General features: G+C 48.3%; 9 protein-coding genes. 6 read left to right on the plus strand and 3 right to left on the minus strand.

The window, feature by feature from the left end:
- Positions 1–3 precede the first annotated feature (3 nt).
- The 6 genes from WKT13_RS07970 (at position 4) to WKT13_RS07995 (ending at position 11,102) form a co-directional block, all read left to right on the plus strand.
- On the plus strand, positions 4–1,296 hold the full coding sequence (locus WKT13_RS07970; protein WP_340323490.1) for an imelysin family protein: 1,293 nt from the start codon (positions 4–6) through the stop codon (positions 1,294–1,296).
- Positions 1,297–1,393: 97 nt separating this feature from the next.
- Positions 1,394–3,142 (plus strand): di-heme oxidoredictase family protein, encoded by a 1,749-nt coding sequence (locus WKT13_RS07975; protein ID WP_340323491.1) that lies wholly within the window; start codon positions 1,394–1,396, stop codon positions 3,140–3,142.
- A 117-nt stretch (positions 3,143–3,259) separates the two neighbouring features.
- The gene (gene ccsA, locus WKT13_RS07980; RefSeq protein ID WP_340323492.1) at positions 3,260–5,503 is read left to right on the plus strand and encodes a cytochrome c biogenesis protein CcsA; all 2,244 of its coding nucleotides are present in this window, start codon (positions 3,260–3,262) and stop codon (positions 5,501–5,503) included.
- Positions 5,504–6,149: 646 nt separating this feature from the next.
- Positions 6,150–7,577 (plus strand): 23S rRNA (uracil(1939)-C(5))-methyltransferase RlmD, encoded by a 1,428-nt coding sequence (rlmD, locus tag WKT13_RS07985; RefSeq protein WP_340323493.1) that lies wholly within the window; start codon positions 6,150–6,152, stop codon positions 7,575–7,577.
- A gap of 142 nt (positions 7,578–7,719) precedes the next feature.
- Positions 7,720–8,859 carry a porin gene (locus WKT13_RS07990; protein WP_340323509.1) on the plus strand — a complete coding sequence of 380 codons (1,140 nt, stop codon included), beginning with the start codon at positions 7,720–7,722 and terminating at the stop codon, positions 8,857–8,859.
- Positions 8,860–8,897: 38 nt separating this feature from the next.
- Positions 8,898–11,102 (plus strand): sodium-translocating pyrophosphatase, encoded by a 2,205-nt coding sequence (locus WKT13_RS07995; protein ID WP_340323494.1) that lies wholly within the window; start codon positions 8,898–8,900, stop codon positions 11,100–11,102.
- 606 nt (positions 11,103–11,708) lie between these two features.
- Here the strand turns inward: WKT13_RS07995 and WKT13_RS08000 are convergent.
- Genes WKT13_RS08000 through WKT13_RS08010 form a run of 3 tightly spaced genes read right to left on the minus strand, consistent with a single transcriptional unit; the run spans position 11,709 to position 15,333 of the window.
- Complete coding sequence (locus WKT13_RS08000; RefSeq protein WP_298621482.1) at positions 11,709–13,220, minus strand: peptide MFS transporter; 1,512 nt, start codon at positions 13,218–13,220, stop codon at positions 11,709–11,711.
- A 6-nt stretch (positions 13,221–13,226) separates the two neighbouring features.
- Positions 13,227–13,970 (minus strand): porin family protein, encoded by a 744-nt coding sequence (locus WKT13_RS08005; RefSeq protein ID WP_298621484.1) that lies wholly within the window; start codon positions 13,968–13,970, stop codon positions 13,227–13,229.
- A gap of 4 nt (positions 13,971–13,974) precedes the next feature.
- The gene (locus tag WKT13_RS08010; protein ID WP_340323495.1) at positions 13,975–15,333 is read right to left on the minus strand and encodes a LysM peptidoglycan-binding domain-containing protein; all 1,359 of its coding nucleotides are present in this window, start codon (positions 15,331–15,333) and stop codon (positions 13,975–13,977) included.
- Positions 15,334–15,397: the final 64 nt, after the last annotated feature.

The raw sequence follows: 15,397 nt of genomic DNA on the forward strand, positions 1-15,397 counted from the left end.
AGAATGAAAAAACTTTTCTACTACGTGGCCATATGCCTGGCCACCACAACAGGTTTCTCATCGTGCAGTGACAGCGATGACGACGAACGCTATGCCGAGGCAGAGCTAAAGAAACAGGAAGAAATGAAAGCTCTCACAACCACTTATGTCAATAACGTGGTGTACTACACCTACGGAAAACTTGCAGACGCCACAGAGTCGCTATATGGAAAAATCGAGAATATGAAATCAAACTTGTCTGCCGGCAATCTCACACAAAGCCAGATAGATGATGTCTGCAACACATTTCTTGAGGCACGCGCGTGGTGGGAGAAAAGTGAGGCGTGGCTCTACGGTCCGGCCGACGTACACGGCATCGATCCACACATCGACACATGGCCACTCAGCCGCGACGGTCTCGCCACATTTTTGAAAAATAACAGAAACACCATCTTTGCTCCTGGATATGACATCAACAATGCTATCGAACAGGTGAGCCGCAATAACAACGAAGACTCATGGCTCGGTTTCCACGGTTTGGAGTTCATTCTCTTCCGCAACGGTAATCCACGTACGGTAAGCGACTTCAGCAATGAAGAAACCGCCTCAGAGTTTGCCGGTTCAGGCGTTGACGGCAAACTGGAGCTCGACTTCGCACTTGCCGTGGCAGGCGACCTGCGCGACCACTGCTACTGGCTCGAAGTAGGTTGGAAAGGCGAAAGCGCACCTACAGACCGTATATCACGCTGCCAGGAGCGCGGTTTCACTCTCACCACACAAGGGACATACACCGGGCACGCACTACTCAATCCGGGCAGTGGCAGTCCATATACTTCATGGCGCAACGTCATAGCCACCATAATAGACTCTGGCTGCATGAACATCGCACAGGAAGTGTCCGACCAGAAGATGGGTCAGGTATGGCGCTGTGCCACCGGCCAGGCCAACACCGGAGCCGAAGCAGATGATCCCAACTACATAGAATCACCCTACAGCTACAAGTCATTCACCGACTTCTACGACAACATTGTCAGCATAAAGAATGCTCTTTACGGCAACATCGACGGCTCCACATACAACGAGAATTCCATCATGGCCTATCTTGCCAAATACAAGCCCGAACTGGCAACAGAAATCAAATCCGGCCTTGAAGCCTCATTTGCCGCACTCGACGTTTGTCTGCAGGGCCGTCCGTTCGTACTCATAGCCAGCAGTGGCACACAGCAAGAACTCGACAACGTTGAAAATGCCATGAATGCAATCAATGGTCTGAACACCGTTCTCAACGAGGCGAAAGACTGGATCATAGCAAACTGATACAATAACACACTACGTTTATCCATGCCGACAAGTACACACTGTCTGGCATGGTTTCTGACAATATGCAAACATACAAATTCAAATCACACTGACTATGAAGAATTCTACGAAAACACGCATCTTCCTTTTGGCCGCATGTGCATGTCTTTCGACTGTATCCTGCACCGACGACACCAAAGATTTCGGCGACGTGTGGCAGAGCGACGACTACAGCTATATAGGAAAAGCCGTCGGCAATTTCACAGAAGACGAATGGTATCCCGGTGGAAGACTTGGCACCACGGAGAACATACAGGCCGGGTGCTACGAGGATGAGACTCCAGCCGTAAACAATCAGGGACTCATAGACGACTTCAACCTCGGCGAGATGTTCTTCGAACGTAATGTCACACTGACAACACCACCATTCAATGGTCTCGGACCGGCGTCCGTGCGCACATCCTGCATCGACTGCCACCCCGGCTACGGCCACGGTAAACGACAGGACACATACAAAGCCGCTAACTATGGCAACGGCTATCTACTCGTGATATATAATCCCGTTGACAGCGACAACAGCAACGACGGGCCTTACATAAGCGAAGTGACAGGTATGCCACAGACGCAGGCCGTATCGCCATTCCTGCCGCCGGTAGACGAGAACCAGATCGACATGAAATGGCATCAGGTGACAGCCATGGAAAGCGGACTGCCGATGCAGTTCCCTGACGGCGAGCAATACGAGCTTATCTATCCCGAGATAAAAATCCCGCAAAGTGCCTTCAACACTTATCCACAACCGGAGAACATCGCAGTGCGCGTGGAATCCACTATCGGGATAATAGGTACCGGCCTCATCGACGCCATACCAGAATCGGCCCTGAAAGAGCAATACCGCGCGCAGGCCGAGTACGCACGCATGATGTCTGCACAGACCGGAATGAACGCCGATGAATACATCAACAGCGCCATGTGGGATCTTTCGGCCGACGACTGGGCACCGTCTGCCTACTACACCAACTGGACAAGCCCCGGGGCACTGGCCGACGGCACACCCATAAGCGGCATGATAAAGCGTTACACCTATGCCCTGACACGTGCGAGCCTTCAGGACGGCGCCGGCGCTAACGCCATGTGGAACATTCCGAACGTATCGCGCCCTGACCGTCCGAAGCTCTATACCACACAGGCATGGGCTGACGCAATGTCGATGAACACTGATGTGATAAACGCCATCAAGGCAGATCCGACATCGCCCTATTATGCCGACGGCACCGACAGCGGCATAGCCGACGCCGTGAAAAACCTGCTGTCACCTACCACCGATCAGTTTGATAACCGTTGGCACAACTTCACTCCGGAAATGAGCACCGACAATTTCTATGCTTTCATGGTATGGCATCGCGGACTTGCCATACCACGTGCCCGCAATCTGAACGACAAGGATGTGCAGCGTGGTAAGGAAGTGTTCATGGAAATAGGCTGTGCGTCGTGCCACAGACCGTCATGGACAACCGGTGACGACAACTATTGGACTCCCGACATAATAAAAGACCGGCCGCTCCCGAAATATCCAAACCAGAAGATTTATCCTTACTCCGACTTCGTGCAGCACAAGCTCTATATGAAGAACGACATACACAACTCATGGTGCCGCACAACTCCGCTTTGGGGCCGAGGGCTCTCTCTGCTCAATACCGGAGCCGAAGACCGCCTGCACGACTGCCGTGCACGCAACGAGATAGAGGCCATAATGTGGCACGCCTACAGCAAGAAGAGCCACGCATATACATCGGCTGAGAAGTTCTACAACCTCAGCAAAGCCGACCGCGATGCCGTGGTGAAATTCCTGCGTTCTATCTAACGTCAACAGATACACACTAACATATTCAGCGGCACTCTTCTTACATTCCGGCAAAGAAGAGTGCCGCTATAGAAAAAACGAAAACAATGGCACCTGTGACACCTAAATACGAATGAAATGAAAAAATCAACTGTAACAATATACATATTTATAATAATGACAATGGCCGCAGCCACCATCGTCGAGCACTATTATGGCAGCACCTTCGTGTCACGACATATCTACGGCTCGTGGTGGTTCTCGCTCTCGTGGATCGCGCTGACGATACTGGCCATTGCATGGATTGTGCGCAGTAAGTTACGCCGGCCTGCCCTGCTTATGTTGCACTTCTCGTTTGTCGTGATACTTGTCGGAGCATTGCTCACACATCTTTCAGCCGATGAAGGTACGTTGCATCTGCGACAGGGCGTTACAACCGACAGTTACAGTAGATTGATACAACCAGGTAAGACTGTGGAAACCACACTGCCATTCAGTGTGAGACTCGATTCGTTCCAGATAAAATATCATGAAGGCACAACGGCCGTGGCCGACTATCTCACCCACCTTACCATCACCGACAAGAGCGGGGGGCACAAAACCGAAGCCACAGTGTCGATGAACAAAATATTCAACTATGGTCACACAAGATTTTGCCAGTCGGGCTACGACAATGACATGCGCGGTAGCCGCCTGTCCTTAAGCCGTGATCCTTACGGCATAGCAGTGAGCTACACAGGCTATGCACTGCTGTTTCTTTCATTTCTCTGGATGCTAGCAGACCCGAAAGGTCCATATCGACGGATTTTAAGAATGTTGCCTGTAAGAAAATCTCTTATAGCAGCAATGCTCTTATTCTGTAATGCCCTCCCATCATCCGCCTCACCACACGCATTGCCCAAGGATGTGGCAGAAGGCTTCGGGCGATTACTCATTCTACACAACAACCGCATCTGTCCGTTCAACACTTTCGCCACCGACTTCACCAAGAAAATTTACGGCAAGGCATCATACAAAGGACTGACGCCCGAACAGGTAGTGACGGGATGGATATTCTGGGGCACTGAATGGAGTGACGAACCGTTCATAAACATAAAGGGCGGACCGTTGAAGGACGCACTCGCACTACCCGGACACATGTCGCTTAATCGTTTTTTCAACCGCGATATGGGCGGATACATCATCGGACCTTATGTGCAGGAGTATTACAGAGGACAGAACGACAAGTTCCACCGTCAGGCAGCCGACATAGACGAGAAGCTGCAACTGATAATGGATCTGCGTTGCGGTACGCTTCTGAAGATATTTCCATTACGCGACGGAAAGTCCGTGGTGTGGCACTCACCTGTATCAGACCTGCCCGAGACAACACCCCACAATCAACAGCTCTACATACAGAATGTCTTTTCGTTGCTCTACACTCATGCCTTGGCGAGCGAACACACACAGATGAACGAAATCATCACGAAGATGGCGCGTTTTCAACAGAAGAACGGCGGTGCCTCACTGCCCTCACCTGTCCGGATAAAGGCAGAGATGATATACAACAGAGTGCCGTTTGCCACGATACTTTTCATCTTCAACCTCAGCGTTGGATTCACAACAATGGTTCTCGCCATACGCCGTCTATGCCGCGGCAACACAAACGATGCCGGTCTGAGCCACAAGGACAAAATGCTGAACAAGCTTACCATCGTAGCAATGATTTTGTCATTTCTTGCACTCTCTACATGTCTTACGCTGCGCTGGATAATAAGCGGCACAGCTCCCATGTCCGATGGCTACGAGACAATGCTCCTTGCCGCATGGCTGGTGATGCTTCTCAGTCTGATGTTCTGCCGCCGGGTTCACTTCCTTATGCCCTGCGGACTGCTCACGTCCGGCTTCTTTCTGCTCGTGAGCCACATCAACAGCATGGACCCGCAGATAACGCACATCATGCCTGTACTCAACTCACCGCTGCTCTGCATACACGTTTCAGTAATCATGACTGGTTTTGCCATGCTTGCACTGACATTCGTATGCGGCGTCACGGCCATCATCATGCACATGACACGACGCCATGCACAACGGCAGACACGCATGCTGCAACTCCTCTCCCAACTGCTTCTCTATCCCGCACTGGCTGCGCTTGCCATCGGCATATTCACCGGAGCTGTGTGGGCCGGCATATCCTGGGGACGCTACTGGAGCTGGGATCCGAAGGAGGTATGGGCCCTCATAACATTCATGGTGTATGCAATAGCTGTACACTGCGACAGTCTGCCGTGGCTGCGGAAACCAATGCACTACCATACGTTCATGACAGTCGCGTTCCTGTGCATCATAATGACCTACTTCGGAGTGAACTATGTCCTGGGCGGCATGCACAGTTACGCATGAAAACGGCAGCCGGCAGACAACCGGCACTTACAGAAAACTCGAGTCAGAATTAACACTTCGTGAGGACATAAAATAGAGAAGGAATCCGCGGAAAAAAGCCTTCGGAAAAGTCGCTCCAAACTTTCCTCCATACAACAAAGCCCATATTACACCACGAAATGGCCCATACCATACAGCCAGAAAGTCCATATCAGGGTGTAATACGGTCATTTCCGGAGCATGAAAAAGCCCATTTGGCAGACTTTTCTATGCATAAGAGTTGTGTACAGAAGCCATCATCTTCAGTCAATATTAAGAAATACATTGACTGTCAGACAATTATAAAAAATTGCATATTTTCTCTGTTTTTCAGGAAAATGTGCACAAACAGAAAACTGCACGAATTTCAAGACACCAGAAAAGTTGACAATTAACCATAATAAACATATTTTAATAAAAACCATAAGAAAAATTCGGGATTCTGCAACAAATCATAACATCAGCCGGCAATACGACACACATCAGCCCAAACCGTACGAAAAACAATCCATGTTTCTGCAAATAATTCGTTTATATGGCGCATTATGACGCCATATCAGCAGAAAGTGTTACCTTTGCACATTATCCGTATCAGCCTGAACGGACAAAACAAGCAAAACATAAAGAAATGACAAGAAAAAAGAAACCGCTGCCGGTGCTCGAGAACATCACGATCACCGACGTTGCAGCAGAAGGCAAATCGTTGGCAAGAATCAACGACATGGTGGTGTTTGTGCCCTTTGCCGTGCCCGGCGACATTGTCGATCTGCAGGTGAGACGCAAGAAACACCACTACTGTGAGGCAGAAGTGATAAGATTCATAAAATACAGTGAACTGCGCACAGAACCCATGTGCCGTCACTTCGGAGTGTGCGGCGGATGCAAATGGCAGATGCTTCCCTACGAAGAACAACTGAAGGCCAAGCAGAAACAGGTGCACGACCAGCTCACGAGAATAGGAAAGGTTGAACTGCCGGAGTTCAGACCGATAATGGGATCGGTGAAGACTAGCGAGTACAGAAACAAGCTCGAGTTCGGATGTTCCAACAAGAAGTGGCTCACAAATGAGCAGATAGCGTCGGGAGAAGGTTTTGAGAACACCGAGATGAATGCCATCGGATTCCACATCACGGGCGCCTTCGACAAGATATTGCCCATAGAGAAGTGTATGCTTATGGACGATCTGCACAACAGCATACGCAACGAGATACGCGACTACGCACTGACAACGGGCATGACTTTCTTCGACCTGCGCGAACAGCACGGACTATTGCGCGACATCGTTATACGCAACTCCAACAAGGGCGAATGGATGGTCATCATACAGTTCCACTACGATGAAGAGGGCGACGAGCTGCGCGCAAAAGGTCTGCTTGAACACATAGCCGAAAAGTTCCCGCAGATAACATCGCTGCTATACGTGAACAACCAAAAGTGCAACGACACATTCGGCGACCTGGAAGTGAGCGTGTTCAAGGGCAACGACCATATTTTCGAGACAATGGAAGGTCTGAAGTTCAAGGTTGGCCCCAAGAGTTTCTACCAGACCAACACCGAACAGGCATACCATCTTTATTCAGTGGCACGCGAGTTTGCAGGCCTTACCGGCAACGAACTGGTGTACGACCTATACACCGGAACAGGCACTATAGCCAACTTCGTGGCACGCAGCGCACGCAAGGTGATAGGCATCGAATATGTGCCGGAGGCAATAGAGGACGCCAAGGTAAACTCAGCCATAAACGGAATTGAGAATACTCTGTTCTACGCCGGCGACATGAAGGACATCCTTACCGACGAATTCATAGCAAGCCACGGACGTCCGGACGTGATAATCACCGACCCGCCACGCGCCGGCATGCATGGCGACGTTATAGACACAATACTCCGCGCACAGCCTCAACGCATAGTATACGTGAGCTGCAACCCTGCCACACAGGCACGCGACCTGTCACTGCTTGACACTGCGTATGCCGTGGAGGCGGTACAGCCGGTAGACATGTTCCCTCACACGCCGCACGTGGAGAACGTGGTGCTGCTCAGAAAGAGAAATTGAAACGCGAACCAAAAAGCTATAAAAAAGATAAAAAAAGAACGTTAGGGGTATGTTGCCATCACTTATTTTATTTATATTTGTGATGAGCAACAACCTAACAAAAATATAAATCAATTACTAACAACTTCATAATTTTCAAATGATGAACAAAAAGGCAGTGATAAGCGCTATGCTCATACTCACAGCAATGAACATCAACGCTCAGAAAGAAGAAAAGAAAATGACCGTCTTCAGCGACATAAAGTTCAGCGGATACATTATGACACAGTATCAGTACAGCAGTCAGGAAGACGCCGAAAGCAACTCATTCGACGTAAGAATGGCGCGTCTGTCGCTCGAAGGACGCATACTGAAAGACTTTTACTGGAAAACACAGATACAGTTCAACGGCAACACATCTACACTGGGCAGCTCACCACGAGTGGTGGACGCCTTTGCCGAATGGCAGAAATTCCCGTTCTTCAAAGTGAAGATAGGACAATACAAAAGACCTTTCACCTTTGAGAGCCCGATGAATCCTATAGATCAGGGATTCATGAGCTACTCGCAGAACGTGAGCAAGCTGGCGGGATTCTCCGACCGTGTGGGTGAACATTCCAGCAACGGACGCGACATAGGTCTGCAGATTCAAGGTGATTTCCTGAAGAATGCAGCCGGCCGAAATCTGTTACACTATCAGATAGGTGTATTCAATGGACAGGGAATAAACGTGAAAGACGCAGATCAGCAGAAGGACGTCATCGGAGGTATTTGGGTGATGCCGGTGAGCGGACTCAGGATCGGTGCGTTCGGATGGACCGGTACGTATTCACGCAAAGGTACATGGCAGGCAACAACTCCGGAAGGAACCATCGTGGAGAAGAAGGGTGTGAGAACACTCGACCGCAACCGTTATGCCGTTAGTGTGGAATATGCAGCCAACGACTGGACACTGCGTTCGGAATATATACACAGCCAGGGCTACGGTTTCAAAACCACATATCAGGACGTTGACGACGCAAAAGACTGCACCGTGAACACAGCTGCAGGCGATAAGGCCGACGGTCTGTATGCACTCGTGATTGCTCCGGTAGTGAAGAAGAAGTTTTATCTGAAGGCACGCTACGACATGTACCGTCCGAAAGCGGAATGGAGTACGGCCAAGACACAATACGAAGTGGGCGCACACTATGATTTCCATAAAAACTTCAGAGTGAGCGCCGAATATGCTTTCGTGAACGACCGTTCACTGAAAAAGCCCAACTACAACATGGTGGACGTAGAGGTGGACTTCCGCTTCTGATCCTGTTTTAATTTGCCTAAACCTTTAACTGAAACTATATGAGTAACATTCCATCTGTATTTTGGCTCGTTCCCGTAGCCAGCTTGACGGCTCTGGCTGCAGCGTGGTTCTTCTTCAGAAGCATGATGAAGGAAGACGAAGGAACTGTAAGGATGCGTGAAATAGCCGGTTATGTAAGGAAAGGCGCCATGGCCTATCTGAAACAACAATACAAGATAGTGACCATCGTCTTTGTCATTCTTGCCGCGGTATTCGCGTTCATGGCCTATGTCATGAAGGTACAGAATCCGTGGGTGCCCTTTGCATTCCTCACCGGAGGTTTCTTCTCCGGCCTTGCAGGATTTCTCGGAATGAAAACTGCGACATATGCTTCGGCACGTACGGCAAACGCCGCACGCCGTGGCCTTGACAGTGGTTTGAAAATAGCGTTCCGCAGCGGCGCCGTGATGGGACTGGTGGTTGTCGGTCTGGGACTGCTCGACATCGCTCTCTGGTTTGTTATTCTCAATGCAGTGTACGACGGAGAGCAGATGGCTTTAGTCACTATCACAACAACCATGCTTACCTTCGGAATGGGTGCATCGACGCAGGCTCTGTTCGCACGTGTAGGCGGAGGCATCTATACTAAGGCGGCTGACGTAGGTGCCGACCTTGTAGGAAAAGTGGAGGCAGACATACCGGAAGACGATCCGCGAAATCCGGCGACAATTGCCGACAACGTAGGCGACAATGTAGGTGACGTGGCAGGAATGGGTGCCGACCTGTATGAAAGCTATTGCGGATCAATTCTTTCTACCGCTGCACTCGGCGCAACGGCTTTCGCCATGAGTGGCGACATGCAGCTTAAGGCTGTCATTGCACCGATGCTTATTGCCACTGTGGGCATATTCCTTTCACTGCTCGGCATCCTTGCCGTTAAAACAAAGGAAGGTGCGACAATGAAAGACCTGCTACACTCACTAGGTGTCGGGACAAACCTCAGCGCAGGATTGACGGCAATAGCCACTTTCGTCATACTATACATGCTCAACATCGACAACTGGCTCGGATTGTCATTTTCTGTCCTGAGTGGTCTGATAGCCGGAGTTGTAATAGGACAGGCCACTGAATATTACACATCGCACAGCTATAAACCGACTCAGAAAATTGCCGAGGCATCGGTCACCGGTTCTGCGACAGTAATTATAAAAGGTATTGGAACCGGCATGATATCGACACTCATACCTGTGCTTGCCATTTCAGCGGCAATATTAATGAGCTATCTCTGTGCAAATGGATTTGACATGACTATGAGTGCTACATCTGTAAGTAAAGGCCTCTACGGCATCGGCATTGCATCAGTCGGCATGTTGTCCACACTCGGCATCACATTGGCGACAGATGCCTACGGCCCTATCGCCGACAATGCCGGCGGTAATGCAGAGATGAGCGGACTGGGAGAGGAAATCAGACATCGCACTGACGCACTCGATGCACTAGGCAACACAACAGCTGCCACGGGCAAGGGATTTGCCATCGGTTCAGCCGCACTTACAGCCCTAGCACTGCTCGCTTCGTATGTCGAAGAAATAAAGATAGCCATGATACGTGCTGCAGAAGGCGGACGACAATTCATCGACGCAGCTGGTGAGGTATTCAATCCGGCCAATGCCGGCATAACCGACTTCATGGAGTTCTTCCGTGTCAATCTCATCAATCCAGAAGTAATTGTTGGCTGTTTCATCGGTGCCATGGCAGCATTCCTTTTCTGCGGTCTTACAATGGGCGCTGTAAGCCGTGCCGCAGCCTCAATGGTCGAGGAAGTACGCCGTCAGTTCCGCGAGATAAAGGGTATATTGCAAGGCGAAGCTCTGCCTGACTACGGACGATGTGTTGAGATTAGTACACGCGGAGCACAGCGCGAGATGGTTCTTCCGGCAGTTCTTGCCATTCTTATACCAGTCATCGTGGGTGTGGTGCTCGGAGTAGCAGGAGTTCTCGGACTGCTCGCCGGCAGTCTTGCGACAGGTTTTACCTTAGCCGTATTCATGGCCAACGCCGGCGGTGCATGGGATAATGCAAAGAAAATGGTTGAAGAAGGTAACTTCGGAGGCAAGGGAAGTCCGTGTCATAAGGCGACAATCGTCGGAGATACCGTCGGTGATCCGTTCAAGGACACAAGCGGTCCGTCGCTCAACATACTTATAAAGCTCATGTCTATGGTAAGTATTGTTATGGCCGGACTGACAGTAGCTTTCATGTAACAAATTGAAAGAGAAAACGAAGCAAATAACTAACAAAGAATCGCGGCATGCCGTCATAAAAACGGTATGCCGTATTTTAAGAAACAACTGCAAAAAAAATTATGACATTACATCATTCACACAAGCACATTGGTGACGCCGAAGAGTTAAAAAATCAAAGACTCAAGAAAATACGTCTGCAACACACTATCACAACGGTTTTATTCTACGTGATGTGTATTGCAGCTTTATGCTTGACCGCATTTGCAATATGGGCTTACATGGCCGGATAAAAAGATTAAATAAGGCATACCAATAAAAGTACTTGTACAAATAAAGGACGCACTTCAATAAAATGTGCGTCCTTTATTTGTAAACAAAAGCGAAAATATCCCTTTATAATCTATTATAGAAACACAGTTTTCCAAACAATCCATTAATACTGCACAAGCCATAACAAAACGAATCTGATACAATGCCTATAGAATTATATCACTACATTACATATTTTCTCTTCCCTATCTCCATATAACATAAAAAATGCTTTCCGGCTATAGATAACACCGGAAAGCATTTTTCTTTATATTGAAGCGCATTTATAACAGCGCTACAAAATTATTCTTTTTATCAGCAGACTTTCTCCAGTTTCTTCATAATAGAGAACATGAACAGAGCCGAGATGAGGCAAAGAACGATGAACACGCTCCATACACACCACAACGGAAGACTGCCCCAGAGATAACCTCCAACGCTGACAAGGATGTTACCGATGGCTGTTGCAACAAACCATCCACCCATCATCATTCCCTTATACTTTGGAGGTGCTACCTTTGAAACAAACGATATACCCATCGGACTGAGCAACAACTCACCGAATGTAAGTACAAGATATGTTGTTATAAGCCAGTTAGGAGACACAAACACGGCAGCATCACCAGCAGCTTTCTGAGCATCTGGACTCGGCAATGAAAGTGAACCGACAGCCATAACACCGAAACCTATTGCTGCAACAAGCATACCGTAGGCAATCTTACGGGGTGCAGAAGGTTCCTTGCCTTTGCGTGCAAGGCTTCCGAAAATAGCCATGCTGACAGGTGTCAATGCAACAACATAGAACGGATTGAAATGCTGGAAGATCGGAGCACTTACAGCAACCTCACCTTCAAGAGTGGTGTATCTGTAATAAAGATAAACACATGAAAGAACAATCACAAGAGCCGAAATCATCTTAGTGCGGCCTTTCTTGCTCTGGAACAGAGAGAAGAGTGCATAAACAATAAATATTATGGCAACCAGATTGAACACATCAAAAGCCATACTTTCAACTCCAGAAGAACTCTTGGCAGTGAATTCATCAGCAAAATAAGTCAGAGTAAGACCATTCTGATGGAATGCCATCCAGAAGAATATCACAACCGCAAATACGAGGCAAAGAGCGATGATGCGGGCTGTTGTCTCAGACTGAGATAGCTGTTGCTCGGTCTGAACAGCCTCGCCACTCTTTGCAACACCACCTTCAACGTGTCTGAACGTCGGGCGGAATATATAGTAAATAGCTATTGACAGAATGAGTGAAGCGCAGGCTACCGCAAACGAGAAATGATAAGCATCGTTGGAAGCATAACCTATAGATTCAGCCCAATCCTTTATCTTTACAGCTGCAGTCGGAGCAAAAAGTGCACCGATGTTTATGGCCATGTAGAAAATAGAGAAAGCAGAATCGCGCTTGTCGGAATACTTGGGATCATCATACAGATTACCCACCATTACCTGCAAGTTACCTTTGAACAAACCGGTTCCGAAACTGATGAGAATCAGGGCAACAAGCATACAAACCAAAGCTAACGTATCGCCTCCCAAAGGAATCGACAAGAACAGATAGCCGGCAAACATAATGAGAATTCCGATTGTCACCATGCGGCCATAACCGAACTTATCAGCCATGATACCACCGATGAACGGCAAGAAATAGACTAAGCCAAGAAACGAACTGTAAATCAGACCTGCCGTACCGGGATCCAGTCCGAAGTTGGCTTTTAGAAACAATGCAAACACGGCTATCATTGTATAATAGCCGAAACGCTCTCCAGTGTTGGCCAATGCCAACGCATAGAGTCCTTTTGGTTGACCTTCAAACATGTTTTTTTATTTTTTGGTTTTAGTTATGTCAAACAGATATGTCAGTTTTATGACTATGTTTCCTATATTTGATTTGGCAAAATAATCACGCTTTGAGTTGCCGTAAATATTGCCTAAGCCGTAGTAATATCGTCCTTCGAGCAAGAAATGTCCGACTTTCGGTATTGAATATTCCATACCCACACCGGCAGCAATACCATAGTCAAACTTATTCTCCACAGCCATTGTATCCTGTGCGCAAACCTTATTGGTGCGATCGTCCATATTACGATCTGCGAAATTGAAGTTTGTCTTGGTCTTCTCACTTATGAGAAAACCGAACTGCGGACCTGCCTGGAAGAAGAACTGGAAGCCTTTTGTCTCACGTCCCCATGCCAGATGGGCAAAGATAGGTATCTGGACATAATTAAGCGTACGGCTGTACTCCTCCGGCAGACCTGTCACTTTGTTAATTACCGGACTGCCGTCTGTCATACGGATATCCTCTTTCCATCCGGCCTGAGCATAGTTCACCTCGCCATAGATGGAGCATATCGTATTGAAATATTTTTCACATACGTATCTTACAGACAGACCTCCTGTCATTCCGCCATGATATCCTTGCGTCACCTTCGGAGTGAATCCGACATTGCTCAACACATATCCGCCGTTGAAACCGATGGAAAGATCGTTGCGATGCTCACCTATCTGAGCTGCAGCACCGGCCGAGTAAAGTAACAGCAAAGAAACAAATGTATTGCGAATGCTCATAACATCAATAACTTATGGATTCTATTCTGCGGCTGCTCATGTAGTGAACAAGCATGAAAGCATTGTTGCGCATACCGCCATTAGGTGATGCATACTCAAACTTCAAAGGCGTCTGAAGCGGACGATATGTGCTTTGTCCCTTCGTTCCGCGGAATGACTTGCCACGCGCATGCTCACCCCCGATGAAGAAACAAGCATGATCGTATCCCGTCAGAGCGAACCGTGGAAGCGCCGTCTGCATGTCAGACTTGAACCATTTACGGTAAGACGACTCGAACGCCTCTGTCTGTTCAGACAATGCATTATAATAGAATGTCGTCGGGATGTAAGTATCGTATTTGTAGAAATAGTTCAAATAAACCTTCGTGTACATGAGCCATTCGGTATATCCGAACATCGAAACTCTTATTCCCGGATTAGTCGCGCACAATCCGTCGAGTTTTGCGAATGCCACGTTAAGCTGTGGCGAACGACCGGTATTGAGTATCACAACATTGCGTTTGGAAGTGCTGAACGCCTTGGCGAAATATGCCTCAGACGATTTCAGATTGGTTATGCTGTAAGCAATACCTTTAGCTTCGAGCTGTTTACGCAATCCGAATGTGAACGATCCCTTGTTGCTCGTAGTGTCGTTGCAGTCGATGAACACCGGATGACAATCCGGGAAACGCTCCATGAAGGCTTTGATGGCACGTTCGTTCAACACTTCAGCCGACTGATATACCTGATATATGTGAGGATTGGCCTCCACTTCGTTTCCACTTATGGAGAACGGAACAATCAGCTTTATATCGTTAGCCCTGCAAAAATCACCCAGCATCTTCAACTGGCTGGTGTATAACGGACCGAAAATCATGTCACACTTCTTGGCATTGTCGTCAAGCAGAGTCATTCTTATGTCTGCATCGGCAGTCACATTCCATGCATAAACATCTGTAGAAATTCCTTTTGCCCGCAGACTGTCGCATGCCATCAGAAAACCTCTGTAATACTCCACCATCCTGCGTCCGTCGCCATCTTCGTCGTGCAAAGGCAACATTATTCCCACTCTTAGCGCCGACGACTTCTTGGCCTCAACCTTCTTTGTGTCTTTTGCTGTACTTGCAGCAGTAGCACTTGCTGTCTTCACCGGATAAGGTATGAACAGTTCCTCACCCTTCTTCAGTTTATAATCAGCCTGGGGAATCGCCGGATTGGCCTTCATAAGCTCTTCCGGAGTGATGTTATATTTTTTTGCTATGCCATAAACGGTGTCTTTTTTCTTCACCTTATATATATCCTGCCACTTTGTGGTCTGCCCGAACGACAGCGCGGGCAACAGAAAAAAACACGAAAAGAGGCAGTATCTGAAAAAACGTCTCATACAATCGTCCTTTGTTTTTATATGCAAAAATACGCAAAATATGTCGTACGCTGAAATTATATCA

The organism is Prevotella sp. HCN-7019 (genome assembly GCF_037890215.1).
GTDB lineage: Bacteria > Bacteroidota > Bacteroidia > Bacteroidales > Bacteroidaceae > Prevotella.